Below are 24347 nucleotides of genomic sequence, written 5' to 3'. Positions count from 1 at the left end.
TTCACGATTCAGCTCAACCAAAATCGCGCTCGGCCGCATCCAGAACTTCGTCTAGATTGCCCATTTTGAGATTGTCGAGCGGCGTTCCGCCAATGCTCGGCTTCGGCTGGATCAGCCATTGCCACGCCACACGCGGATTGCGGATGATTTTGGTGACCTGAGGCATGCCCTCGACCGGCCGGCCATCGACAAACTGAGCCAGGGGAAAGACATGCTTTCGCTCGCCCTTGAGCAGACCGACGACAGCTCCGCGCTTGTGCCAGTCGTGCAAGGTCGATCGCTTCGTGCCGAACTTCTTCTCGATATCGCCCGGACCAGCGACCGGACCGGCCCAGTCTTCGATGCGGGTTGGCGTCGCAAATTCGTCGAGCCTGCGGCGCCCTTCCTCCATGTCTACCGATTGCCCCAGACCAGCACCTCGGCTGACCTCCACAGGCTTTTCGACCGATACCTCCGCGAGTACATGACCTGGCTTCGCAGCCAGTTCGGCGACGGCGGCTTCCACAATATGGGCGAGTTCCGTTTCATCGTCGGCAATCCGATGCTGTTGCTCGACAGAAAGGCGCGCTGCCACCGCAGAGACCACGGCCATGACCTTGCCAGTCGCTGCAAGCGCCGGCTTTGAAAGGCCTGGATTGTGTCGGGCCAAAACCTTGAGAACATCGGCTACCGCAGCCGGATTGACTTCTAGCTTTGCGCGCATCTGCGATTTACGGGTGACAGCAACCATCTTCGTCTTCCTTCTTGACTACAGCCAAGATAATGCGGATTGTCCGATTTGTCCAGATTGTTGCCCTCAGATTCGGGAGCGGCCAGCACTGAGGCCCTTAGAGATTTGATGGCGAACTTACCCTCTTTTTATCGACCTGATTTACAGACGGGCAGTTAGGCTTATTCGCGTATTACTATCGGACTTTTTAGTTTGCGTATTTTTCTACTTGGCACGAGGGTTGTCGTTTCGCAATGGAAGAGCACGAAATACAGAAATGGCTGAAGGAATTTCCCGGGGCGCGCCGCGCCGCGAATGGTTTCTTCATCGGCGATGAACGTGGCGAGTTCTACGTCACAGGGATCGAACCACTCGATCCAGATCTCAGCAATGAAGAACTGGTTTATGCGCCCTTCTGCTCTAAGAATGAGATTCTCCGGCTGAGGTCGTTGAGAAGCGCGCATGACTACTTGCTGCGAATTCGGGCTAACTCCGTTGCCGATTCTCCTCGAGTTACGAGGGTGCTTGCCCACCGGAAGCGTGCATTTCAGCAGAACGGTCGCCCTTGGACTCTGACATCCTACTACGAAACCGTCAATTTGGCTCCGAGACGCTATCTTGAGCGACTGCCGAAGGCCTTACGAAAATCCGCTCGCTCAATCCCCTATGGCTACGTCCCAACCCTGGAAGTGAACGCCGCTTGCTTAAAGTCCCTGGTAGGCGAGGTGATCATCGTCTCCGAAGCGTTGCGCTACTTCCTCTATTTCATGACTGTATGTTTTCATGGCGCACACTATGAATTTCCGATGGGCGACCGGATTGATGCAGCCTTAATCGCCCTGCGGACGATGATAGGGTCAGAAGCCCAGGACTTTGACATCGATCCGCGAGCTAAACTTCCAGCGAGTGTGGACGCTGCTATCAAGCGCGATGTAGACGACATGCTCGAATTCACATTCGGGCATGAGTTTAGTCATTTGCTTCTAGGTCATATGGAAGAAGCATCTTCGACCGAAAATCTGGAGGATCTAAAAACCTATAACCACGATCTAGAATTCAGTGCTGACCTCCACGCGATTACAGCCATCGGGTCGGATAAAGATGCAAAACTCCGCCTTTCCAACGGCGCCTATCACATATTTCTCTTCCTCCACTTAATTGAACTTTTGGGCTCCCGATTTCTCGACATACCTCGGTTTTCGGTATCCGAGACCCATCCAGCGCCGCTTGAACGGCTGTATGCGCTGAAGGCAGCGCTTGGAGATAGGAACCAACCAACAAAGCAACATCTGGACGCACTCGTAAAGCACGTCGGCGTGGTGGCCGAGGCGCTAACACAACGAATCGACGGTGCGCCGCGGAGCGATCTGTTGTCATTTTATGGCTCCATGTATTTATTTGGCCTTGGTGGTGAAATGCGAGAGGACAGAATTGATTTCTGACTTTCAACCTTGGACGTCTGTGAATTAGTGGATGCAGAAAACATGGTTTGTCATCCTGCTCCTGCCATATCGTTAGGCGTCAGTAACGCCCGCCGAAAAAATAACCTGCAACACGTCTTTCTAAGTAGTAGGTATTTTCAATGCCTCTCTCTTGGGCATACATCTGTTAAAGCAGAACTGTCGGTAAAATGGGGGGCAAGAGGTGGTCGATTTCAAAAAGCTTCGCGAGGACAAGGCAAAGCCGAAGCCCGTCGCCCCACGAGATATCTTTCATTCCCTGCCGAAAGCCGTCGGGATCAATGACCTTTATGTTAGCCAAGCCGAAGCTCTCGATGCTTGGTATCCATCCCGGAGAAACGACAAGGATGTCGTTGTAAAACTGCATACGGGGGGAGGAAAGACCCTGGTTGCGCTTCTCATGGCACAATCAACCATGAATGAACTCGGTGAACCCGTTCTTTATCTCGCACCAACTACCCAGCTCGTCGAACAGGTTATTGCCAAAGCGACTGAATATGGAATCCGCGCGGTGCCCTACACGAGGGGGCAGCCTTTAGCCTCCGAGTTTCTTGATGGTAACGCCGTTCTCGTGGGGGCCTACGAGAGCCTTTTCAGTGGTCGCAGCAAATTTGGTGTTCGAGGTTCCGCCAAACCGGCAGTGAAAGTCGGAGGCATCATCTTAGACGACGCGCACGTCGCGCTTTCCTCTGTTCGTAAAGCATTCAGCCTGACGATCACATCGAAAGACCACCTCGAGGTCTATCAGGAGATGGCGGATCGTTTCAGGGGCGCGTTCGACGAGGTCGGACGAGGCGGCGCCTTTGCTGACATCACGAGGGGGAAGGACTTCGGCGTGATCGAGGTCCCCAGCTGGGCTTGGCTGTCCAAGGTCCCCGAAGTTCGGGAATTTCTTTCACAGCATGTCGAGGGCGTCGATCCCTACATATGGCCTCTCCTACGTGACAATCTGGCCATGTGCCACTGCCTCTTCAGCCGCAAATCGGTGACGATCACCCCCACCTTTCCGCCGGTTGATCTTCTTCCGACGTTCGATGACGCTAAACGCCGGATCTACATGTCTGCTACGATTTCGGACGACAGCGAGATTGTTCGCACATTCGGTGCCTCCCCTGCTGCAGTTGGCAGACCGATTCAGTCTTCATCGCTCGCGGGTGTAGGCGAGCGCATGATCTTGGTGCCCGAGCTGATGCCGCTCGGCAATGTCGCTATCACACCGATGGTTAAACAGATCGCGAAATGGATTGCCGGTTACGCCGGCGTCGCGATTTTGGCGCCGTCCGGGACCGTTGCGAAAGGATGGTTGGATACTGCGGAATATCCAGAGACAAGTGAAGCGGTTAGCCACCGCATAAAAGATATGCAGGCCGGATCGTTCAAGGGTCCGATCGTTCTTGCTAACCGGTACGACGGCATTGATTTGGCTGGTCAGTCTTGCCGCCTGCTGATTATGGATGGCCTGCCACAGGGTACGACCGACTACGATATGTTTCGGACGAATGTCCTTGCAGATTCCGCGGTCAACTCGTTGTTGGCCCAGCGGATCGAGCAGGGCCTAGGGCGCGGCTCCAGGGGTGGCGGCGATTTCTGCGTGGTCGTCCTGACGGGAAGCGACTTGGTTGCATGGATCGGACGCAAGAAGAACCTTGAGCATCTGACCGCGAGCAGCCGCGTACAACTCAACGTGGGACAGGAAGTGAGTGAGGCTGTCGCCAGCTATCAGGAAATTGGCGAAACGATGCTCAAGTGTTTGAACAGGGATCCGGATTGGGTTGCCTACCATGCGTCAGAGTTGGCAGCCGCCACCCGGCCCCCGGGGATCGACGAACTGTCGCTGAAGGTCGCCGGTGCTGAGCGCAGGGCTTTCCGGCTGGAAAGAGTGGGACAGTATGAAAGCGCCATTCAAGAACTCGAACACCTGATTTCCTCACCAGACCTAGTCCAGGATGGTCAGAGAAGGGCATGGCTTTCCTCGTTGGCAGCTCGCATCGCTTTCCATATGAATGACGATCACAAGGGTCAGCGACTTCAGACGTCAGCTTTCGCAACCAACAACAACCATATCCCACCTCGCATCCGACCCGCCTATATTCCGCGACCAATGGCAGGTCCACAATCCATGGCGATTGTTAGCCGAATCCTCGAATATCAACGTCGTGGATCGCTCATTCCTGCTTATAACGAAGCGGTCTCGGCTCTAGTGCCCGACGCCTCCCCATTCCAATATGAGGAGGCGTTAAAGAACCTTGGAGCATATCTTGGTTTTGACGCCGAGCGGCCGGAAGCAGTGCACAAAACAGGGCCTGATGTATTGTGGCGAACGAGCGGTTTGTTCGATTTCGTCATAGAAGCCAAAAGCGACAAGGAGAAGGACAACCCGCTCTACAAGAACGACCATGCTCAACTCCTAGAAGCCGAGCAATGGTTCAGGCGATGCTATCCCGGAAGGCAGTCTTTGCGGGTTTCGGCGCTTCCGGAGCCCATCGCCGATCGGAAAGCAAGCACCCAGGGAACGTACGCCCTTAAATTGGAGGAAGTGACAAAGCTCGTCGGAGCGGTCCGGAATCTCTATGTCTATCTAATTGGGCAACCCGGAGACAGGGACGTTCTTCAAGAGCGCTGTGAGGCTGAACTGCGCCGTACTGGCCTAACGCCGGACGGCATCAAGACGATCTATTTAACTGAGTTCAAATGAACGTTGCCGCCCTCTCCCGCGGATTTTGACTGCGGCGAATGCGCTGTCGTTTGCGACATGCGTCGCCACGAACGAGCGCGAAACAAAAGGAATTCTATGACCAGAAACATCTAAACGCGCGAGGACCCGACCGCCTCAATTCGTTCAATTCTCGCACCGACCATGTTTGCTGCCTTCACATCAAATCAAACCCCATGCACGGAAGCTTCCTCTCCCCGTCACTTCCCGAACGCCGAGTTCGGCGACGAGATCGAGCGCCGCACGATGGCTAACCTTCAATTCCTTGACTATCATCGACGAGGACACGATCGGTCGCGCCATCAGCAAGTCCACAACGCGCGGCAAACTGCTGGACGAGCGCTTTCCCTTCAGTTTTCGCTCGAGGTGCTCCCTCGCCTGTCCCAGCCGAATGACTTCCTTCATGGCCAGTTCAGCGCTGCTCGCCATTGCATCCAGCCCGGCAAGCATTCGTGAAGCGCGATTGTGTGATCGCCGCCGTTCCCGCGGCACAGCTTTAAGACCGGAGCAGATGCCAAACAGGTGCGAGGACACCTTTCCGCGCACCCGGAAATATGAATTCACGAGTTGGGTACCAAGCCAATGCTGCCGCTGCAATGGCTCCATGCTTTCCCATGCGTCCCATATCACTGCGGCCGCCAAGGTAGTCGGCAAGGCGTCAGCCTGAGCCAGAACCGCTCTCCAAGCCGAAAGGCGCCCTTCCTCGTCCCATCCCGGATCCCGGACAACGAGCTCACCGACCATCAGAGGATCCGCCTTGCTGCCCTCCACCGTTACCACCGCTTCGAGTGCGCGGGTCGACCGATCAAGAACTGCATCGATTTCGGCCATCTCCGCGGCGAAACAGTTGTCCTCTTCGTTCAGCGTCAGTTCGGCGGGCAAGGGCGATCTCCCCTTCCCTACCGACTCTCGTTCCGCAGAGCCCTCTGACCGCCCCACCAGGTTTACGATCCCAGCCCTGCTCGTCGCCCAGTCAGGGTCAGCTTTTTCGATGCGCCGCCGCGCTCTCAGGATCGAATGTGCGATGGTGATTTCGTGGGTCGGGGTACGCACATCCCGATTTGCGTCGTGGAGAACGAGATCCTCGATGTGGACAAGCTCGCCTGCGATCCACATGCTTGCGGCCGCCTCGGTGAAGTGAGACCTTTCGGTAAAGCCCTGCCTGACGGGGCTGCGACGAACAATTTCGTCCAGACGCGCGATTTGATCTTCTGCCCTTGCGATAGCCGGAAGCAGCACTGTCAAAGGCAAATCGCCAATTTCATATCTCATTGTTTTAACGTATCTATTTAGACCATCTTGAAGCTATAATAGCATACACTTCAATCATAGCAGATACTTTTTCTCGCGCGCGTACTATTTAGAGCTGCCAAGGCGTTCGAACTGTACAGGATTAGCGCCGATGGACGTGACATCGATGAAAACCACTGTTTTCCAGCCACTTGCGACGTGTTTACTTTGACTCCAAAGGACCAAGAGACGTTTACAAACGATCGTTTATCCTTATCCTCTGCGTTTGGAAAACTGCCCTTCAACACTCCTCAGGCGCTGCAAATGGCTCGTAACACGCAAAATCAACGTTCCGGTCGGCCTCAGGGCCGTATAATCGGCTATGCCCGCGTTTCGACGGACGAACAGGCGACGGATGCGCAGGAGATCGAACTCAGGTCGGCCGGTTGCGACATTATCGTTCAAGAACATGGTTCCGGCGCGGCGCGTGCCCGCCCTGCTCTTTCCAAACTGCTTCGGGAGATTAGCGCTGGCGACACGCTTGTTGTGGTACGACTTGACCGCCTGGCGCGCTCGGTCAGTCATCTGCTCGAGGTAATCGAGGATATGACGGCGAAGGGCGCGCATTTCCGGTCGCTGCGCGATCCTATCGACACGTCGACGCCGCAAGGAATGTTTTCCCTCCAGGTTCTCGGCGCCGTGGCGCAGCTCGAACGCGCGCTCATTTCCGAACGAACGAAGGCGGGTATCCGCGCAGCCAAGTCCAAAGGAAAGCTTTCCGGCAACCCGGGCATCCGGGAAAAGCGCCCGGAGGCGCTGGCAAGGATGACCGCGGCCCAGAAAGCGGCATATGGCGATAGGATTCAGGCGTCCGCGAACCAATGGCTTCCTACCGTTCGTCGCATGCGACCGGATCACACATGGGACGACATCGCCCGAATGCTCAAGCAGCGGGGCCTCGACTGGACGCCAGAACGTCTTCGCCGAGCCGTGAAGTGGATGGTGACGGAACGCCTGGTGGATGCAGCGCTCCTGAAAAAATCTCCTCCCCGTCTTCCCGAAGATCGCCTGATGACGCTTGTGGCCGGCATCCATTCTTCGAACCCAGACCTGAAGCTCCGCGAGATCGCCGGCCAGCTTGAAAGACTGCACGAGCGCACGCCGCGCGGTGGATCCAAATGGGCGCCCTCGTCCGTCAAGAACCTGATCGACCGCGCCCGACGTTCCGGGTTGATCACCGACGTCGACATCGCCGCGGCTGAATAGCGAGAGGATCACCAAGATCTCGGCTTTCGCAGGTTTTTGAGCAGCGATTCCGATACGTGGAGGCGGCTGTCATCCTCGACCTCCTCAGCAGTTCGCGGCTTTCCAGCGCCAACTGCATTCTTCTGCTCGTCCAGCTTTGCCCGGAGCAACGCCATGACCATCGGCCAGGTCGAAAACTTCCCATCCTTGGCCCGGTCGGTCAGGCTGCGCAGATAGCCCCCAGCGTTATTGATCTGACCGGCCCGCTGATAGATCGAAGCCAGCGTGATCGCCGCGTGTTGATCGCCCATGGTTTCGCGGGCCTCCCGCCAGGCGCTCGGACTAATCCCCAGCATCGGCCGGGCAAGCTCAGCCGCCGCCAGCAAGTCGCGCCAATGCCGAATTGGACCTCCCTGGGCCAATTCCCGCATTTCGGGGCAGGCATCCAGCACGATTCCCAAAGGCAGCTCGCGTTTCGGCAAGCTCCGTACATTGTCGGTTTCCGCAACGCTGCCGCCCGCTTCATCTTTTTTTCCAGAGCTGTATTCAGATTCAAATTTAGAGTCTGGATTTGAATTCTGTTTGTGGCGACCGATATGGGACTCATTGGCGTCCAGATTCATCGTTTTTGTGAAAGATTCCAATACGTCACGGATCTCGATGCAGAGTTCCTGAAGCTCTTGCCCAATACTCTCGACAAGCTGCCGAGGTGCCGAGCGTGGCAGGCGGCCGATGATCCCCTGATAGGTCTGGGTAACTCTTCCCCAGTTTCCAGGAACGCTCTCTTCGACGCCAGTTTCGATCATTTTGACAATGTCACGACGAAGAAGAGTCAAGCGCTCCTTGGCCACCCGGAAGGCCTTTTTTTCAGCTTGCACTGTCTGGGCCAGATCTCGGAACTCCTCGGCCCGCGCGACGATCGGCGACAGATCGAACCCATAGGCCTGCTCAATCTCCCCTCCCCTTCCCTTGCGGGCGAACCGCTTGCCATTGGGGCTGTCGCGGCGAATGATGAGCCCGCAATCAACCAGTATGGCAAGATGCCGGCGCAGTGTCGTGGCGGGCATGCCGTTGGCGCGAGCCATCAGCTGTTCGTTAGAAGGCCATACGACCAGTTCGGCACCACCAGTCAAGGCGGTCTCCGGGTAAAACGTCAACAGCGCGTTCAGGATCGAGAGTGAGCGGTCCGTGGCTCCGATCAGTCCCCGGGATTCACGGATGTGCTGGAAGACCTGCCATTTGTGGGCGACAGTGTCTGATGCGACCGCTTTTGCTGCCATCTGGCTTGCAATATGGCCGAGTGTCATCGGCCGCCGCCCAAAGGACGTCGTTGAGATATGCGTCTGCATTTCCTTTTACCTTTTGTTAGGCAATTGAAATCCGCCCGTCGAAATGACGCTTTCCCTTACGGGACCCTTGACTACGATTCCTGGAAATGCGATTCTCTTAGCTGCGAGACTACAGAGAAGGTCTTCCGGAACGCCGTTTCGGGGGCCTTTTTCTTTTGCGGTGAGAGCCAGTCCATCTCAGTCGAGCGGAGCTTTAAATTGGATGAAACCCTGACTATTGGTCGAGCTTGCCTCCTCCGTTGGTTTCAATGAACTGGGCGTACAGACTGTCCAACTGGTCAGCGACATATTCGCCAAAAGTTGGCACCAGTCTCTCGTCGAAAACCAGCGCCGTTCGTCCAGTTTCTTGTCGGATCGTCGCTGCCTTTTTCCCCTTTGGCGTGCTCCAGGCCCTTACCTTTTTTGGAGTCTTCGCAGGTGGCCTTGAAACGGCGTTGAAAATGAGGTTAAAGCGGGTATCGCTATCAGATTGCTTGAACTGCTCTGACCCAAGCATCGCTTCGATTGCGTCCGTTGCCTTAGGCTTCCCAAGCCCCTCGGCAAGTACGACCCAACGCGATCGACCCGCTTTCGACGCTGGGCCGATTTGTGTGGCGAGGTTCAGCGGTATGCCCCTTGCTACAGTTATGTAGCGGCTGAGGTCGGCCTTGTCAGTGGATAGCGCGGCAATGATGGTGGCTCTATCAAAACCCGCATCTTCGAGGCGCAGGGCGAAGAGAGCCTTCTCAATGAACGAGAGGTCAGCGCGGTTAAGATTTTCGCGGCCCTGGGCCACGACCAGTTCACAGTCCGTGAGATTTCGAACAATGGCAGAAACCTCTCTCCGCAGATTTACTGCCGCGCGCAGCCGCCGCCTTCCATATACGATCTGATATCGACCGGCAGCCTCAGGGTGCGGTCTGACAAGAACCGGCACCTGCTGCCCCTCCTGCGAAATGCTCGCCTCAAGCTGCTCGAATTTCGGATCCACGTCTGAGGGCAGCCGATCCGCGATCGGCGACCCGTCGATCATGGATGGATCCAGGGACACGACGGCTTCGCCTGTAGCCAGTTGATCCTGCAGCCGAGCTGCAGCCTTTGCGCCCTCAGCCATCTCTTGCAAAGACGAACCCATGGCCGAAATCGCTCCGGTACGAACACGAGCGGTCGACTTGTCGACTGCTGCTCTATCGGTCGCAGGTTGCTTCTTGAGGAACAAAGTATCGATTGCGTCTTTGCGGCTCATGATATCGGCCTCTTGGGTTTGGCGTCGTGGCGTCGCATTTTTGATTGCAAATGCGCTTGGTTGGGAGCTCCCAACAAGACAAGACAACTGCACCCTGGCCAATTAGCGATGGGCGTGCGTCGTCGTCTCAAATTACCCCGGCTTCTCCAGTGCCCCATGTCCAGGGGGCGAATCAACACCTGTCTGTTGGGAGCTCCCAACAGATCTGTGAGGAACGCAAAGCCTTTCATTAGACCCGCCCCCACGCCATCTTGATCAAAGCCTCGATCTCCGAATTCACCGCATCTAAAGATTCCATCGCCCGGTCGTATGTCGATCGCGTAAGGTTCTCTCGCCCTATCTCATAGAGCGTCTGCTTGGTTAAACCGGCATCAGATACCGCTGCCGACTTGACCATAGGATTTGTAAGGACGTGATCCTCGAACATGTTGCGCAGCAGTGCCGTCACTTTCGTCTGCGGCGCGTCCTGGGGCTCATAGCGCGTCAAGAGATAGCGTATGAAATCGTACTGGAGATTGCCCCCCGCCTCTTTCACGACACCCAGAAGGTCGCGTGTCATGAGGAGAAACTGGCTCATGGAAGCGATATCCAGCATCTGAGGATGTACGGTGATTACCATTGATGTTGCAGCACACAACCCGCTGAGAGTCAAAAACCCAAGCTGAGGAGGGCAGTCGATGACCACGACATCGTAATCGTCGGCGACCTCATCAAAGGCTTGGGCCACGCGAGTGAAGAACAATCCGTCGCGCGTACCTTTGTCAGTCAATGCTTTCGGGGTGGTATGCTCGAACTCCATAAGCTCGAGATTTCCAGGAACAAGGTGAAGACCATCAAAATACGTCGGTCGGATCACATCTCGCAACGGACGACGTGTGTCGTCGTACCGAATAGCCGCATAGAGCGTTTCGTTTGCACCGACATCAGTTTCTGGCAGAACGCCGAGGAGTGCTGAAAGACTAGCCTGCGGATCGAGATCGACTGCGAGAACCCTGTAACCTTGCAACGCCAGATACTGTGCAAGATGAGCGGACGTCGTCGTCTTCCCAGAGCCACCTTTGAAGTTGGTTACAGCAACGACTTGCAAATGCTCAGAACCTCGGCGATGAGGCACAAAATCAATGCTTTCACGTCCTCGAGTCGAGCCGGCAAGCATCTGCCGGATTTCGTTTATCTGACCGAGGGTGTAAAAGCGCCGTCCGTTGCTGGCGAGTTCAGGTTGCGGCCCTTCGCCAGCCAGTGTCATCTTTCGAAGAGTTGAGTCAGATATTTTCATCAAGCGTGCGGCTTCACCCGAGGTGAATTTGCGCAAGCTCTTGTGCGACGTCGGAGGAAACAAAGCCTCGCTCATCGCTTGAAGCTGAGAGCTGAGCTGCTCAGCATGCTCACCAATGGTAACATCTACCGACGGGCGATCATTTCGGGATATGGCAGCGGCTTTGCTCACGGTGTTATCTCTTGTCACGGTTAATTGGCGCGTATTGCCATTTATCCGTGACGATTACCTAATGCGGGTGAGGTTGCAAGACGTTTTTGGTTAATGAACGGTTACGCGCGTTTCAATCGAAATCACACTAAATCCCGATTCTTCAAATGCTATCTGTGAGTTAGACCGATTCCCTTCTTCTGTGCGACGTGGCACCAAGTGCAGATCTGCACAACCTTGTCGGCGTCTGGTCGGCCTCACCCGCTCGCATTTCGCGCCTTGGAACACCGACTCGGTAGAATCACCTGAGGTGCAAATCTGCACGTAGGCAAACGCACCGTGAGATGATTTCTGTTCGCATGACCTGTTCATGCGGAGATTACGATGCGGATACTCACAGTTTCGCCGGACCAATACGAACGGTATCGAAGCTTCCTCAAACAGATGCACCGCCTTCGCGCGACGGTGTTCGGTGGCCGTCTCGAATGGGACGTCTCCATCATCGCTGGGGAAGAGCGCGACCAATACGATAATTTCAAGCCGAGCTACCTTCTGGCGATTACTGACAGTGGGCGGGTCGCCGGATGCGTCAGACTTCTTCCGGCTTGCGGGCCTACGATGCTGGAGCAGACTTTTTCGCAACTCCTCGAAATGGGCTCGCTCGCAGCGCATTCCGGAATGGTAGAGAGCTCTCGCTTCTGCGTCGACACCTCCCTCGTCTCACGGAGAGATGCGAGCCAGCTGCACCTGGCGACTCTTACCTTATTCGCCGGTATCATTGAATGGTCGATGGCCAGCGGCTACACGGAGATCGTCACGGCGACCGATCTTCGTTTCGAGCGCATCCTGAAGCGTGCTGGATGGCCGATGCGCCGGCTTGGTGAACCCACCGCGATCGGCAACACCATTGCCATTGCCGGAAGACTGCCAGCCGATCGTGCCAGCTTCGAGCAGGTTTGCCCTCCGGGCTACTATTCTATCCCCCGGATCGACGTGGCAGCGATCAGGAGTGCCGCGTGACCCAGCTGCGCTCTCACTCCCGTCTCGTCCGCAAACTCCAGGACGCACTCGGCGACCAGCTCTGCGTCGCGCTCGATGACGCGACGGTCGTCGAGATCATGCTCAACCCCGATGGTAAGCTCTTCATCGAGCGCCTGGGCCATGGCGTGGCCCCTGCAGGTTTGCTCAGCCCGGCCGCGGCAGAAGTTATCATTGGCAGCGTCGCGCACGCACTGCAATCAGAAGCCGACGACGAGCAACCGATCATCTCCGGCGAATTGCCGATCGGCGGCCATCGTTTCGAGGGCCTGCTGCCGCCAGTGGTTTCCGGACCGAGTTTCACTATCCGGCGGCGGGCCTCGCGCCTGATCCCGCTCGACGACTATGTGAAGCATAAGATCATGACGGCGGCGCAGGTATCGGTTCTGCGCAGCGCGATCGCTTCTCGCATGAACATTGTGATTTCTGGCGGCACCGGTTCGGGCAAGACGACGCTTGCCAACGCGGTCATTGCCGAAATCGTAGCGAATGCGCCGGACGATCGGATCGTCATTCTCGAAGACACGGCGGAGATCCAATGCGCCGCCGAGAACGCGGTCGCGCTCCACACGAGCGACACGATCGATATGGCCCGGCTTCTCAAGAGCACCATGCGTCTGCGGCCCGACCGGATCATCGTTGGTGAGGTGCGCGACGGGGCGGCCCTCACGCTACTCAAGGCCTGGAACACCGGGCATCCGGGCGGCGTCACCACCATCCACTCGAACACGGCGATGTCGGCGCTTCGCCGGCTCGAACAATTGACCGCGGAGGTGAGCCAGCAGCCCATGCAGGAAGTGATCGGCGAGGCGGTGGACCTGATCGTCTCGATAGAACGAACGGGGAAGGGGAGGCGGGTCCGTGAGGTCATCCATGTCGAGGGTTTCGCAAACGCCCGCTACCGAACCGAGCACTACGCGCAGATCGATGAGGATAGTCATGTCGCATAAGATCAGGATTGCCATCGCGCTTGCGGCATTCGCCGCCGGCTCTTTCATCGGTTTGGCGGATCCGGCCTTCGCCTCTTCAGGCGGCAGTCTGCCGTGGGAATCCCCGCTTCAGCAAATCCAGCAATCGATCACCGGGCCGGTTGCCGGCTTCATCGCACTCGCCGCAGTCGCGATCGCCGGCGGCATGCTGATCTTCGGGGGCGAGTTGAATGATTTCGCAAGGCGGCTTTGCTACGTCGCCCTCGTTGGCGGCGTTCTGCTCGGCGCGACACAGATCATCGCCCTGTTCGGCGCAACTGGCGCTTCGATTGGCGAGATGGAGGCTCGAACCGGGCCTGGGATCATCGAACCGGTAATGCTTCGCGCGCAAGGGGAGGGGGCCCATGGCTGAGCCGGGTTCCAACCTTGCGCGTTCTCGGGTCCACCGGGCGCTGTCGCGCCCGAACCTGCTGATGGGCGCCGACCGCGAGCTGGTATTGCTCACCGGGCTTGCCGCCGTGATCCTGATCTTCGTCGTGCTGACGTGGTACGCCGCATTGTTCGGCGTCGCGATCTGGCTCGTTGCGGTCGCGGCCCTTCGCATGATGGCGAAATCCGACCCGCTGATGCGCCGCGTTTATCTGCGGCATGTCTCCTATCGGTCCCACTATCGGCCGACCTCGACGCCCTGGCGCAAGTTTTGAGGTCGCGGGCATGGTGGCACTGAAACAGTTCCGACACTCCGGCCCGTCCTTCGCCGACCTGGTTCCCTATGCTGGACTGGTCGACAACGGCGTGATCCTGCTGAAGGACGGCTCGCTGATGGCTGGCTGGTATTTTGCCGGGCCGGACAGCGAAAGTTCGACCGACGCCGAGCGCAATGAGGTCAGCCGGCAGATCAATATGATCCTCTCCCGGCTGGGCTCGGGCTGGATGATACAGGTCGAAGCGTTGCGCGTCCCGACGATCGACTATCCGGCAGAGGACGCCTGCCATTTCCCCGATCCGGTGACGCGTGCGATTGACGCCGAGCGCAGATCTCATTTTGAGAGGGAGAGCGGACATTTCGAGAGCCGACACGCCCTGATCCTGACCTGGCGGCCCCCCGAGCCAAGGCGATCGGGGCTGACGCGCTACGTCTATGCCGATGCAGGGAGCCGTTCTGCCACCTACGCGGATACGGCGCTCGATTCCTTCCGCACTTCGATCCGCGAAGTGGAGCAATATCTTGCCAATGTCGTCTCCATACGCCGCATGATGACCCAGGAGACGCAAGAGCGTGGCGGTTTCCGCCGCGCGCGCTACGACGAGCTGTTCCAGTTCATTCGCTTCTGCATCACTGGCGAGAACCACCCCATCCGCCTGCCGGATATCCCGATGTATCTCGATTGGCTGGTCACCGCTGAGCTCCAGCACGGCCTGACGCCGACCATCGAGAACCGTTTCCTCGGTGTCGTCGCCATCGACGGCCTGCCGGCGGAGAGTTGGCCGGGAATCCTGAACAGCCTCGACCTGATGCCGCTCACCTATCGATGGTCGTCGCGCTTTGTCTTTCTCGATGAGCAGGAGGCACGCTCGAGGCTGGAGCGCACCCGCAAGAAGTGGCAGCAGAAGGTCAGGCCGTTTTTCGACCAGCTTTTCCAGACGCAGAGCCGCTCGGTCGATCAGGACGCCATGATGATGGTGGCCGAGACCGAGGATGCAATCGCTCAAGCCGCCTCGCAGCTCGTCGCCTACGGCTACTACACGCCGGCCATCATCCTGTTCGACGAAGTCCAGCCACGCCTTCAGGAAAAGTGCGAGGCGATCCGCCGCCTGATCCAGGCCGAGGGCTTTGGCGCCCGGATCGAAACTCTCAACGCAACCGACGCTTTTCTCGGCAGCCTGCCGGGCGTTTCCTATGCCAACATCCGCGAGCCGCTGGTCAATACCCGCAATCTCGCCGACCTCATCCCGCTGAACTCGGTCTGGTCCGGAAACCCGGTCGCACCGTGCCCGTTCTATCCGGCCGGCTCACCGCCACTCATGCAGGTCGCCAGCGGATCGACGCCATTCCGCCTTAGCCTCCACGTCGACGATGTTGGCCACACGCTCGTCTTCGGTCCGACGGGTTCTGGAAAGTCCACCCTGCTGGCGCTGATCGCCGCGCAGTTTCGCCGCTATGCCGGCGCGCAGATCTTCGCCTTTGACAAGGGCCGCTCCATGCTGCCGCTGACGCTCGCCATCGGCGGCGATCACTACGAGATCGACGGCGACGCGGCCGGAGAAGGGGAGGGAGCATCGCCACGACTGGCCTTCTGCCCGCTCGCCGAACTCTCGACCGATGGCGACCGCGCCTGGGCAGCCGAGTGGATCGAGACACTTGTCGCGCTGCAGGGCGTCACTGTCACGCCTGACTATCGCAACGCCATTTCCAGACAGTTGGTCTTGATGGCGGAATCGCGCGGCCGCTCGCTCTCGGACTTCGTCTCCGGGGTGCAGATGCGCGAGATAAAAGACGCGCTGCACCACTACACCGTCGATGGGCCGATGGGTCAGTTGCTCGATGCCGAAGAGGACGGACTGGCGCTCGGCGCCTTCCAGTGCTTCGAGGTCGAGGAGCTGATGAACATGGGCGAGCGCAACCTCGTACCGGTCTTGCTCTATATGTTCCGGCGTGTCGAGAAGCGTCTGACCGGCGCTCCAAGCCTGATCATCATCGACGAAGCCTGGCTGATGCTCGGTCATCCGACCTTCCGCGACAAGATCCGCGAATGGTTGAAGGTCCTGCGAAAAGCCAATTGCGCGGTCGTACTCGCCACGCAATCGATCTCGGACGCGGAGCGCTCCGGCATCATCGACGTGCTCAAGGAGTCCTGCCCGACCAAGATATGCCTGCCCAACGGCGCGGCACGCGAACCAGGGACACGCGAGTTTTATGAGCGGATCGGCTTCAACGAGCGGCAGATCGAGATCGTCGCAACCGCCATGCCGAAGCGCGAATATTACGTCGCCTCGCCGGAGGGTCGCAGGCTCTTCGATATGTCGCTCGGTCCCGTGGCGCTCTCCTTCGTCGGTGCGTCCGGCAAGGAGGATCTGAAGAGCATCCGCGCCCTTCATTCTGAAAACGGGGCGGATTGGCCCATTCACTGGCTCCAGCAAAGGGGGATCGCCCATGCCGAGACACTTTTCCCGGCCGCTTGAAGCGGCGCGCGTTGCTATGATCACGGCCATCGTTATCCTGGTCGCTTTCCCAACATATGCTGGCGGCGTCACCGGTCAGGCGACCGAATGGACGCAGCTTGCCAACAATGCCGAGCTTATCAGCCTCGTCGGCAAGTCGGCCGAGCAGGTGAATAACCAGATCACGCAGATCAGCCAGCTTGCGGAGCAGATCCAGAACCAGATCAACATCTACAAGAACCTGCTGCAAAACACCGCGCAGCTACCGAACCACATCTGGGGTCAGGTCGAGAATGACCTCAGCAAGCTGCAGAATATCGTCGCGCAGGGGCAGGGCGTCGCATTCTCGATGGGCAATATCGACGACGTCCTGAAGCAACGCTTCCAGAGCTTCGCAGACATGAAGACCAACTTGCCCGACGGCCAGAGCTTCTCGTCGACCTATCAAGGCTGGTCAGACACCAATCGCGACACGATCGCCGGCACGTTGAAGGCGGCGAATCTGACAGCCGAGCAGTTTTCCAGCGAGGAATCCACCATGTCCTCGCTGCGCTCTCTGTCGGAGAGCGCCGACGGCCAGATGAAGGCCCTGCAGGTCGGGCATCAGATCGCCACGCAGCAGGTGGCGCAGATGCAAAAGCTGCGCGGGCTCGTCTCGCAGCAGATGACGATGATGGGCACATGGTTCCAGTCCGAGCAGGCACAGAAGGATCTGGCCCAGGCCCGGCGTGAACAGTTCTTCAACGCGCCGACCAATGACATCCGCGGCGGCCAGACGATGGAGCCGCGCTGGTGAGCCCGCGCATCCTCATCGCCCTTGCCGTAGCCGGCCTCGTCGCGATCGCGGGCGGCACGATCCTCTGGGTGGTCGTCCAGCCGGATGCTGCGATTGAAACACCAACCGGGACGTCGGGCTCGGGAGAGGCGCGACGCGAGCAACGGGAGCGCTTCTTCGGCGGCGATCCGGATCGCGACGTGCGCGGCGGGCAGGAGATGAAGCCACGATGGTAGTCGTTCGTCCCTCTCGCCGCCTGGAAATGACCTTCATCGTGATGGCAATCGTACTGCTTGCGACCGCGCCGGCCTTCGCCCAGCAAGGCACGGTCCTGACCACATTGGAAAACCAGGTGGTCACCGCCGCCAAGGGCTGGGAGACGACGATCCTGAACGCGGCCCGATCGTTGTTCTGGATCCTCGCCGGAATCGAGATCGGCATCGCCGCCGTCTGGCTCGCAATCAACGCCGCGTCGCTTGATGCCTGGTTCGCCGAGCTTGTCCGCCGCATCATGTTCATCGGCCTTTTCGCCTTTATCCTCGAGCGCGGCCCGGCGTTGGCGAAGGCGGTGGTCGACAGCCTGTTCCAGATCGGCGCCGGTGGCGGCTCGGCCTCGCCCGCCAACATCTTCGATGCCGGCATCCGCGTCGCCTCGAAAATGTCCGAGCAGGCGAAGTTCGGCCTGTTCGAGGACAACGCGCTCGCCATCGCGGCGGTCTTTGCGATGGTCGTGGTCGTCGTCTCCTTCTCATTGGTGGCCGCAATCTTTGTGGCGGTCATGGTGGAGATGTATGTCGGGCTTCTGGCAGGAATGATCATGCTCGGGCTGGGTGGCTCGTCCTACACCAAGGATTTTGCGGTCCGGTATCTCGTCTACGCCTTCTCGGTCGGCATGAAGCTGATGGCTCTGGTGATGATCGCCAAGATCGGTTCGGACATCCTGATCGGACTGGCCGAGGCGCCGACGGCAACCTCCGACCAGTTTATCACGACACTTGCCATCGCCGGCATATCGGTCGTCGTGTTCGTCATCGCCATGTACGTGCCGCCGATCATCCAGGGCGTCGTCCAGGGTGCATCGGTCTCGGGCGGCATGGAGGCAATCCGCCACGGTGGTCAGACGGCCGCCTTCGCCGCCGGCGGCGCTTTCCTTGGCGCAGGCGCCGCGATGAAAGGGGCGCAATCGGCAAGTACGGCGAGGGCTGAGGGCTCATCGATGGCCGGGGCGGCGCTCCGTGGCATGGCGTCCGGCATCGGCAACGCCGGATGGGCGGCGGGCTCGGCAGCAAAGGAGAAGGCGATTGCCTCGCCCGGTGCCTATGCCGGCTCGCTGCTCGGTCTCGCCAACGCCAAGCTCGACCAGACGCGGCAATCCGGCAGGCCCTCGGCGCCTCCTCCGCCTCCACCCGTCAACGAAAACAAATAAGAGGCTGACCGCTCATGGCCGGACGTACCCCGCCCGACAATCCCTATATTGCTGCGAGAACCGAATGGAATGAGCGCTATGGCTCCTATGTGAAGGCGGCGGCAGCCTGGCGTCTGGTCGGCGTCACCGGGATGATCATGGCGGTGATCGGTTTCAGCTACGCGCTCTACCAGAGCACGCAGGTCAAGCTGGTGCCGTATATCGTCGAGGTCGACAAGCTTGGGACTGCCTCCAACGCCGGCTTCCCTCAGCAGATCGAATATGCCGATCCGCGCGTGGTGCGCGCCACGCTTGGCAGTTTCGTTTCGAACTTCCGGTCTGTTACGCCGGATGCGGTGGTGCAGAAGCAATATATCGACCGCACCTATGCGCTGCTTCGGACCTCGGATCCCGCGACCGAAAAGGTCAACGCCTGGTTCCGCTCCTCCTCGCCGTTCGAGAAGGCGAAGAACGCGACCGTCGCCGTCGAGGTCAACAACATCGTCGCGCTGTCGAACCAGAGCTACCAGATCGACTGGACGGAGTTCGAGCGCGATCGCCGCGGCAAGGAGACCGCAACACGCCGGTTCCGCAGCATCGCCACGGTAACACTCACGCCGCCGCAGGACGAGGGCGTCATCCGACTGAACCCGATCGGTCTCTATCTCCGGGATCTCGACTGGACCGCGCAGCTTTGAAAGGCATGGCCCCCAACATGAACATTCAACTCAGACGTTTTTCGGCCACGCTGACTGCTGCAACGATCGTCGCCGTCATCGTGCCGTTTTCGGCTTCTCTTTCCTCCCGCGCGCTCGCGGCCGATGGCGTCACAGCCAACGAAGCGAAGGGCATGGGGATATCCGGACAGTGGCGCGGCAGTCGCGGCCTCGTGACGAAAGGACCGGACGGAAAGGTGATCTTCCTCTATGGAGAAGTGCAGCCGTCCGTGGTCTGCTCGCCCTTGCAGGTTTGCGACATCGAGCTTCAGGGCGGCGAGGTGGTCCGCGACGTGCTGGTCGGCGACACGGTTCGCTGGAAGGTCGAGCCTGCAACCTCGGGCGCTGCCGGCGGGCAGGCGATCCACCTGATCGTCAAGCCGTCGGAGCCAAACCTCGTCACCTCTATGGTGGTGACGACCTCGCGGCGCACCTATCACATCCAGCTCAAGTCGCATGCAAACCAATATATGGCGCGCGTCGGCTTCGAATATCCGGAAGACGTCTCCGCCAGGCTCGCCGACATCAATGCGCGAATGGAGGCGAACACCATTCCAGGCGCCGGCGTTCCGGCTGAGCAGCTCAGTTTTTCCTATTCCGTCTCAGGCAGCGCCGGCTGGCGGCCGACGCGCCTCTATTCGGACGGGGAGAAGACCTACATCCAGTTCCCGCGCTCGATCTCCGGCCAGGACGCGCCGGTCCTCTTCGTGGTCTCCGGTGGGCAGAACCGCATCGTCAACTACCGGATGAAGGGAGATATGATGATCGTTGACTATAACGTCGACCGTGCGGTCCTCGTCTCCGGCGTCGGCTGGAAACAGGAGAAAGTGACGATCCGACGGGGAGGGCGGTGATGCGAAGCTTGCTCTCCCACCCACAGCCGTCGCACGCCATCCGCAGCCCTGCCGCAGCCTGCGCCCTTGCCCTCTTCCTTTCCGGATGCCAGTCGCTCGGAACGGATGGACTGACCGCCAGCAACGCCCCGGCCGAGATATCGGGACCGGCGGCGAGCGCCATCGCCGGTGACATGGTGGGCAGGCTCGCCGAGCAGATCGGCCCCGGCACGGCGACCGTCTCGCTGAAGCAGGACAACTCGCCCTTCGGGCAAGCGTTGGAAGCTGCCCTCAAGGGATGGGGCTATGCTGTCGTGACTGACCAGAAGACCGATGGCGTCTCGCGGATTGTACCCCTCGCCTATGTCGTCATTCCCTTTGAGGGCCAGGTACTCACACGTCTGTCGACCAACAGTATCGAGCTCGGCCGCGCCTATATCGTCACCACGAGTGGTGCGCAGCCGGCGAGCGCGCTCGCAGTCATGAAGCGCGGTTAGGGGAGGGCAGACATGGTTCAGTCGCTCAAGCTTGGCGGTACTGCCCAAGAGGAGGAGGCAGTCTCCGGCATGCGCCGGATCAACCGGCTGCCAATCATTATCGTGGTCGTGCTGGTCGTCGCCTTCCTGGGCGTCATCTTCTATGGTCTAACCTCGCGTGGTCTGTATTTTCGGGGGGACGAAGGTCCAGACACAAGTTCGGGAAATCCGGCCTCGACCTTCGCCGACCAGATCAAGCGCGGTGTCTCGGACGGCATCATTGGCGAGCCACAGCAGGTGACGACGCTGCAGCCGACGCCCGTCGAGACGCAGGGAGAGAAGCGAGCGGTCAATCCGTTCACACCGCAGCCTGGTCAAAGAGAAGAGGCGCGGCCGGAAGCGCAACTGGAATCCGAACAAGTATGGCGCGCCCGTTTGCAGCGCGAGCAGGAAGAGCAATATCTTCGCGAGCGGCAGCGCCAGAGAATGGCCCGGCTGCAGGCCAATGACGCCGCTTATGACTCGCCAATCGCGGTCGATCGCGGCAAGTTCAACGAGCGCGAAGCGAACACGAACGACACAGCCGCCGCTACGACCAGCGGGGCTTCCACCGCAATGACACCTGGCGCGTCGGACCTCTACGCCGCAGCTCTTCGTGCTGGTCTCGGTGGACAGAATGGTGATCCGAACGGCCAGAAATCCAAGGAGGATTTCTTCAATGCCGACCTCAAGGAGCTCGGCTACCTTCCCAACCGTGTCGTCCCCCAACAGTCGCTTTACGAACTCAAGCGTGGCTCTGTTATCCCCGCGACATTGATTACCGGGATTAATTCCGACCTTCCCGGCCGGATCACCGCTCAGGTGAGCCAGAACGTCTACGATTCAGCGACGGGACATCTGCTTCTGATCCCGCAGGGAACGAAGCTGTTTGGCCGCTATGACAGCAAGGTCTCGTTCGGCCAGAGCCGCGTCCTTGTCGTCTGGACGGACATCATCTTCCCGAACGGCTCGACGCTTCAGATCGGCGGCATGGCCGGGACGGACGCGCAGGGCTACAGCGGTTCCCGCGATAAGGTGGATCGGAACTGGCTCCAGACGTTTGGTTCGGCCATCCTTATTGCGGTGATCGGCACGGGGATCGACATGGCCGTGCCTGAGAGTTCGACACTCGCGACGCAGGATACGGCATCAGATGCGGCGCGGAGGAATTTCGCAGAGACTTTCGGGCGCGTCGCTGACCGGACCATCCAGAGAAACATGGACGTGCAGCCTACGCTCGAGATCCGGCCTGGTTACAAATTCAATGTGCTGGTCGATCAGGACATTGTTTTCCCGGGAGCATATCGATGAGACACGTGCCCCGGCCCAACATGTCTGCTGTGTTCGGGCAAAACAACACCGTGTCGAAAGTACCCAACCGCTCGAATTACAGCGTTCCGGGAATCACGGTGTTCGGAGGAATCTTTCTGTCTGCAGTCGCCACAGAATCTTCGTCGAGCCGTGATTTCGACGAGCTGCGCGCCGGTCCCGCTGCCTATCGCATCCCAAGCAAATACCGAGCCGACGGAGATACCAGCAACGATGTTTTCGTGCAGGTAAATCTCGCCGACTGGGGGCCTCTAGAACGGGATAAGCCGGGTTCGCCAGCCTTTCGACCACGACACCGGGCTGAACCCGATATCTTTGACAACTTGCTGCGATCCTGACGATCAAATGGTTTCATAGGGCAAGGCTTTCAAAGCATCAAGCAACGCTGCCCGGAACTCGCTAACCAAGCGCGGCGGTGGGCTGTCGGTCGGAAGAACTATAGCAAAATGGTAGGGGACAACCGGATCAAAGGAGCGCTGAATAACCGGATTTGCACTGTAGTAGTCGGCAGTGAAGGGGTCGACGATACCAACCCCCATTCCCCTGCTTACCAGATCGCAGAGATTCAGCGCCAGACTACTTTCTATCCTGCGATTACAGTGGACGCCGCAGCTGTCCAGTGCGGCGTCCGTTTGCATCCGTAGAAGGCTCACTGGAGAGAGGCAAATCAATGACTCTCCTTCAAGGTCCGTCGCATGAACAGTTTCCTTGTCTTCGAGACGATGCCCCGGCGGCAGCAGGCAGACCGCACGAAAGGAAGGGACAGGTTCGGTGGTGAGACCAGGATAGTCGCCAGCCAATATCGATATTCCGAGATCGTAGTGCTGGAGCGAGACCAATTCGAGGACCGTCTGGGAAGGAACTGTGTCGAGGTAGACCGACACGTCGGGCCGATCGGCGATGAACGTCTGAATGACGCCGGACATAAAACTCAGAGCTGGCGCTGTATAACAGGCGACCCTTAGGGACCCCATATGAGACTTCTTCAGTTCAGCCGCGACTTTGTCGATGTGCTGAATCCCGTTGAAATGTCGCGACACTTCCTTGAACAGAATACCGGCCTCCCGCGTAGGACGTAACCGGTTGCCCGTTCTTTCGAAGAGGCTGATCCCAATTTCCTCTTCGAGATCCCTGATCAGCCGGCTGATCGCGGGCTGCGTGATCCTCACCAGATTCGCTGCTGACGTCATACCTCCTGTCAGCATGACTGCCCGGAACGCTTCTAACTGACGCGATTGAATCATTGCTTTCTCCATAACAAATACACATGGGCGCATGCCTATTACTGCCCTTGCGATATGGAAGGCAAGCTTTTAGTAACAATAGAAAACTGGGTCCTACTCTCGAAGAATGCACTGCGGCGGTCACGTCAACACGTGCTGCACCGTTGAGAATGAATGCTGGGCAGATTGCCAGCGGCGTCATTTTCGGCTGTCCCGTCCTCACGGTTTTGCGCTGCATCGCAAGAGATTGGGAATGATAAACAAGGGAACGCGAATGGACGCTACTCAACCCACCCTGGTGGCAGAAGACGTGCATAAAAACTTTGGGACGCTCGAAATTCTGAAGGGGATTTCACTTACGGCCAATAAAGGCGACGTGGTCTCGATTATCGGCAGCTCCGGCTCCGGCAAGAGCACTTTCCTGCGTTGTATGAACTTCCTCGAAACGCCGAACAAGGGCCGTATCGCGGTTGGGCAGGAAGAAGTTGTCGTCAAGACCGATGCGGCTGGCCGATTGATCGGCGTCGATCGCAAAAAGATCGAACGCATGCGCATGCAGCTCGGCATGGTGTTCCAGAGTTTCAACCTGTGGGGACATATGACCGTCCTGCAGAACGTCATGGAAGGGCCTCTCCACGTTCTCAAGCAACCCAAGGGCGAAGTGCGCGACCGCGCGATGGATTTTCTGGACAAGGTCGGCATCGCAAACAAACACGCCGCCTATCCGTCTCAACTGTCCGGCGGGCAGCAGCAGCGCGTCAGCATCGCACGCGCGCTGGCCATGCAACCGAGCGCCCTTCTCTTCGACGAACCGACCTCTGCTCTCGATCCGGAATTGGTGGGCGAAGTCCTGAAGGTGATCAGGAAGCTCGCCGAAGAGGGACGGACCATGGTCGTGGTGACGCACGAAATGGGTTTTGCTCGCGATGTATCGAGCAAAGTTCTCTTCCTCGAAAAGGGGCAAATTGAAGAGCAGGGAACGCCACAAGAAGTGTTCCAGAATCCGACGTCACCAAGGTGTCGGGCCTTCCTCTCCAGCGTTCTGTGAGCGCGCAGGCGCACAGA

At 58.7% G+C, this 24347-nt stretch carries 23 protein-coding genes; 17 read left to right on the top strand and 6 right to left on the bottom strand.

What is annotated here, in order from left to right:
* Positions 1 to 13 precede the first annotated feature (13 nt).
* Positions 14 to 730: an antitoxin Xre/MbcA/ParS-like domain-containing protein gene (locus ATU_RS23250; protein ID WP_010974844.1), complete on the bottom strand. Its 717-nt coding sequence runs from the start codon at positions 728 to 730 to the stop codon at positions 14 to 16.
* Between the two features lie 233 nt (positions 731 to 963).
* Here ATU_RS23250 and ATU_RS23245 point away from each other — a divergent pair, with 233 nt between their 5' ends.
* Entirely contained in the window at positions 964 to 2151 is a 1188-nt protein-coding gene (locus ATU_RS23245; protein ID WP_010974843.1) for a hypothetical protein, read from the top strand.
* Between the two features lie 202 nt (positions 2152 to 2353).
* A complete protein-coding gene (locus ATU_RS23240) occupies positions 2354 to 4864 on the top strand; it encodes a DEAD/DEAH box helicase (RefSeq protein ID WP_010974842.1) in 2511 nt (836 codons plus the stop codon).
* A gap of 180 nt (positions 4865 to 5044) precedes the next feature.
* On the opposite strand, the gene ATU_RS23235 is transcribed toward ATU_RS23240, so the two are convergent.
* The gene (locus ATU_RS23235) at positions 5045 to 6154 is read right to left on the bottom strand and encodes an RHE_PE00001 family protein (protein ID WP_010974841.1); all 1110 of its coding nucleotides are present in this window, start codon (positions 6152 to 6154) and stop codon (positions 5045 to 5047) included.
* A 282-nt stretch (positions 6155 to 6436) separates the two neighbouring features.
* On the opposite strand from ATU_RS23235, the gene ATU_RS23230 reads away from it, so the two are divergent.
* Complete coding sequence (locus ATU_RS23230) at positions 6437 to 7378, top strand: recombinase family protein (protein ID WP_046033744.1); 942 nt, start codon at positions 6437 to 6439, stop codon at positions 7376 to 7378.
* 8 nt (positions 7379 to 7386) lie between these two features.
* On the opposite strand, the gene repC is transcribed toward ATU_RS23230, so the two are convergent.
* The 3 genes from repC to repA form a co-directional block, all read right to left on the bottom strand.
* Entirely contained in the window at positions 7387 to 8706 is a 1320-nt protein-coding gene (gene repC, locus ATU_RS23225) for a plasmid replication protein RepC (protein ID WP_010974840.1), read from the bottom strand.
* 214 nt (positions 8707 to 8920) lie between these two features.
* A complete protein-coding gene (gene repB / locus ATU_RS23220) occupies positions 8921 to 9931 on the bottom strand; it encodes a plasmid partitioning protein RepB (protein WP_032489589.1) in 1011 nt (336 codons plus the stop codon).
* Positions 9932 to 10160: 229 nt separating this feature from the next.
* Positions 10161 to 11378 (bottom strand): plasmid partitioning protein RepA, encoded by a 1218-nt coding sequence (gene repA / locus ATU_RS23215; RefSeq protein ID WP_010891622.1) that lies wholly within the window; start codon positions 11376 to 11378, stop codon positions 10161 to 10163.
* 363 nt (positions 11379 to 11741) lie between these two features.
* Between repA and traI the strand changes: the two genes are divergently transcribed.
* From traI to ATU_RS23150, 13 genes are read left to right on the top strand one after another with little or no spacing between them, the layout of a single operon-like run.
* The gene (gene traI, locus ATU_RS23210; protein ID WP_010974838.1) at positions 11742 to 12377 is read left to right on the top strand and encodes an acyl-homoserine-lactone synthase; all 636 of its coding nucleotides are present in this window, start codon (positions 11742 to 11744) and stop codon (positions 12375 to 12377) included.
* Complete coding sequence (gene trbB, locus ATU_RS23205; RefSeq protein WP_010891624.1) at positions 12374 to 13345, top strand: P-type conjugative transfer ATPase TrbB; 972 nt, start codon at positions 12374 to 12376, stop codon at positions 13343 to 13345. The genes traI and trbB overlap by 4 nt, the downstream gene beginning before the upstream one ends.
* Positions 13335 to 13736: a conjugal transfer pilin TrbC gene (gene trbC, locus ATU_RS23200; RefSeq protein ID WP_010974812.1), complete on the top strand. Its 402-nt coding sequence runs from the start codon at positions 13335 to 13337 to the stop codon at positions 13734 to 13736. Before trbB ends, trbC begins: the two co-directional genes overlap by 11 nt.
* Positions 13729 to 14028: a conjugal transfer protein TrbD gene (locus ATU_RS23195; protein ID WP_010891626.1), complete on the top strand. Its 300-nt coding sequence runs from the start codon at positions 13729 to 13731 to the stop codon at positions 14026 to 14028. Before trbC ends, ATU_RS23195 begins: the two co-directional genes overlap by 8 nt.
* Positions 14029 to 14038: 10 nt before the next feature.
* The gene (locus ATU_RS23190) at positions 14039 to 16507 is read left to right on the top strand and encodes a conjugal transfer protein TrbE (RefSeq protein ID WP_010974837.1); all 2469 of its coding nucleotides are present in this window, start codon (positions 14039 to 14041) and stop codon (positions 16505 to 16507) included.
* Between the two features lie 16 nt (positions 16508 to 16523).
* Positions 16524 to 17282, top strand: coding sequence for a P-type conjugative transfer protein TrbJ (gene trbJ, locus ATU_RS23185; RefSeq protein WP_233278946.1), 759 nt, complete (start codon positions 16524 to 16526; stop codon positions 17280 to 17282).
* Positions 17279 to 17497 carry an entry exclusion protein TrbK gene (gene trbK, locus ATU_RS23180; RefSeq protein ID WP_010974836.1) on the top strand — a complete coding sequence of 73 codons (219 nt, stop codon included), beginning with the start codon at positions 17279 to 17281 and terminating at the stop codon, positions 17495 to 17497. The genes trbJ and trbK overlap by 4 nt, the downstream gene beginning before the upstream one ends.
* On the top strand, positions 17491 to 18687 hold the full coding sequence (gene trbL / locus ATU_RS23175; protein ID WP_010974835.1) for a P-type conjugative transfer protein TrbL: 1197 nt from the start codon (positions 17491 to 17493) through the stop codon (positions 18685 to 18687). The genes trbK and trbL overlap by 7 nt, the downstream gene beginning before the upstream one ends.
* A gap of 14 nt (positions 18688 to 18701) precedes the next feature.
* Positions 18702 to 19364, top strand: a complete 663-nt coding sequence (locus ATU_RS23170; protein WP_010891631.1) for a conjugal transfer protein TrbF — start codon at positions 18702 to 18704, stop codon at positions 19362 to 19364.
* Between the two features lie 17 nt (positions 19365 to 19381).
* The gene (trbG, locus tag ATU_RS23165) at positions 19382 to 20236 is read left to right on the top strand and encodes a P-type conjugative transfer protein TrbG (protein WP_010974834.1); all 855 of its coding nucleotides are present in this window, start codon (positions 19382 to 19384) and stop codon (positions 20234 to 20236) included.
* Positions 20236 to 20712, top strand: coding sequence for a conjugal transfer protein TrbH (trbH, locus tag ATU_RS23160; protein WP_010974833.1), 477 nt, complete (start codon positions 20236 to 20238; stop codon positions 20710 to 20712). The genes trbG and trbH overlap by 1 nt, the downstream gene beginning before the upstream one ends.
* Before the next feature lie 12 nt (positions 20713 to 20724).
* Positions 20725 to 22041, top strand: coding sequence for an IncP-type conjugal transfer protein TrbI (gene trbI, locus ATU_RS23155; RefSeq protein WP_010974832.1), 1317 nt, complete (start codon positions 20725 to 20727; stop codon positions 22039 to 22041).
* Positions 22038 to 22397 carry a hypothetical protein gene (locus ATU_RS23150; protein ID WP_010974831.1) on the top strand — a complete coding sequence of 120 codons (360 nt, stop codon included), beginning with the start codon at positions 22038 to 22040 and terminating at the stop codon, positions 22395 to 22397. The genes trbI and ATU_RS23150 overlap by 4 nt, the downstream gene beginning before the upstream one ends.
* 3 nt (positions 22398 to 22400) lie before the next feature.
* Here ATU_RS23150 and ATU_RS23145 read toward each other — a convergent pair whose 3' ends face one another.
* Complete coding sequence (locus ATU_RS23145; protein WP_065702830.1) at positions 22401 to 23303, bottom strand: LysR family transcriptional regulator; 903 nt, start codon at positions 23301 to 23303, stop codon at positions 22401 to 22403.
* A gap of 253 nt (positions 23304 to 23556) precedes the next feature.
* On the opposite strand from ATU_RS23145, the gene nocP reads away from it, so the two are divergent.
* Complete coding sequence (gene nocP, locus ATU_RS23140; protein ID WP_010974830.1) at positions 23557 to 24330, top strand: nopaline ABC transporter ATP-binding protein NocP; 774 nt, start codon at positions 23557 to 23559, stop codon at positions 24328 to 24330.
* Positions 24331 to 24347 lie beyond the last annotated feature (17 nt).

The sequence above is a fragment of the Agrobacterium fabrum str. C58 genome, assembly GCF_000092025.1.
In the GTDB taxonomy this organism is placed as follows: Bacteria; Pseudomonadota; Alphaproteobacteria; order Rhizobiales; family Rhizobiaceae; genus Agrobacterium; species Agrobacterium fabrum.
Note: the sequence above shows the minus strand (reverse complement) of the source record. Positions and strands in the feature narration are given on the sequence as shown.

Coding starts and splice junctions, on each gene's coding strand:
- ATU_RS23150 (WP_010974831.1), top strand. CDS start 22,038: ATGAGACACGTGCCCCGGCCCAACATGTCTGCTGTGTTCGGGCAAAAC.
- ATU_RS23195 (WP_010891626.1), top strand. CDS start 13,729: ATGGCTGAGCCGGGTTCCAACCTTGCGCGTTCTCGGGTCCACCGGGCG.
- repB (WP_032489589.1), bottom strand. CDS start 9,931: ATGAGCCGCAAAGACGCAATCGATACTTTGTTCCTCAAGAAGCAACCT.
- trbJ (WP_233278946.1), top strand. CDS start 16,524: ATGATCACGGCCATCGTTATCCTGGTCGCTTTCCCAACATATGCTGGC.
- trbL (WP_010974835.1), top strand. CDS start 17,491: ATGGTAGTCGTTCGTCCCTCTCGCCGCCTGGAAATGACCTTCATCGTG.
- ATU_RS23145 (WP_065702830.1), bottom strand. CDS start 23,303: ATGATTCAATCGCGTCAGTTAGAAGCGTTCCGGGCAGTCATGCTGACA.
- ATU_RS23235 (WP_010974841.1), bottom strand. CDS start 6,154: ATGAGATATGAAATTGGCGATTTGCCTTTGACAGTGCTGCTTCCGGCT.
- ATU_RS23190 (WP_010974837.1), top strand. CDS start 14,039: ATGGTGGCACTGAAACAGTTCCGACACTCCGGCCCGTCCTTCGCCGAC.
- trbG (WP_010974834.1), top strand. CDS start 19,382: ATGAACATTCAACTCAGACGTTTTTCGGCCACGCTGACTGCTGCAACG.
- ATU_RS23250 (WP_010974844.1), bottom strand. CDS start 730: ATGGTTGCTGTCACCCGTAAATCGCAGATGCGCGCAAAGCTAGAAGTC.
- repC (WP_010974840.1), bottom strand. CDS start 8,706: ATGCAGACGCATATCTCAACGACGTCCTTTGGGCGGCGGCCGATGACA.
- traI (WP_010974838.1), top strand. CDS start 11,742: ATGCGGATACTCACAGTTTCGCCGGACCAATACGAACGGTATCGAAGC.
- trbC (WP_010974812.1), top strand. CDS start 13,335: ATGTCGCATAAGATCAGGATTGCCATCGCGCTTGCGGCATTCGCCGCC.
- ATU_RS23230 (WP_046033744.1), top strand. CDS start 6,437: ATGGCTCGTAACACGCAAAATCAACGTTCCGGTCGGCCTCAGGGCCGT.
- trbH (WP_010974833.1), top strand. CDS start 20,236: ATGCGAAGCTTGCTCTCCCACCCACAGCCGTCGCACGCCATCCGCAGC.
- ATU_RS23170 (WP_010891631.1), top strand. CDS start 18,702: ATGGCCGGACGTACCCCGCCCGACAATCCCTATATTGCTGCGAGAACC.
- ATU_RS23245 (WP_010974843.1), top strand. CDS start 964: ATGGAAGAGCACGAAATACAGAAATGGCTGAAGGAATTTCCCGGGGCG.
- nocP (WP_010974830.1), top strand. CDS start 23,557: ATGGACGCTACTCAACCCACCCTGGTGGCAGAAGACGTGCATAAAAAC.
- trbI (WP_010974832.1), top strand. CDS start 20,725: ATGGTTCAGTCGCTCAAGCTTGGCGGTACTGCCCAAGAGGAGGAGGCA.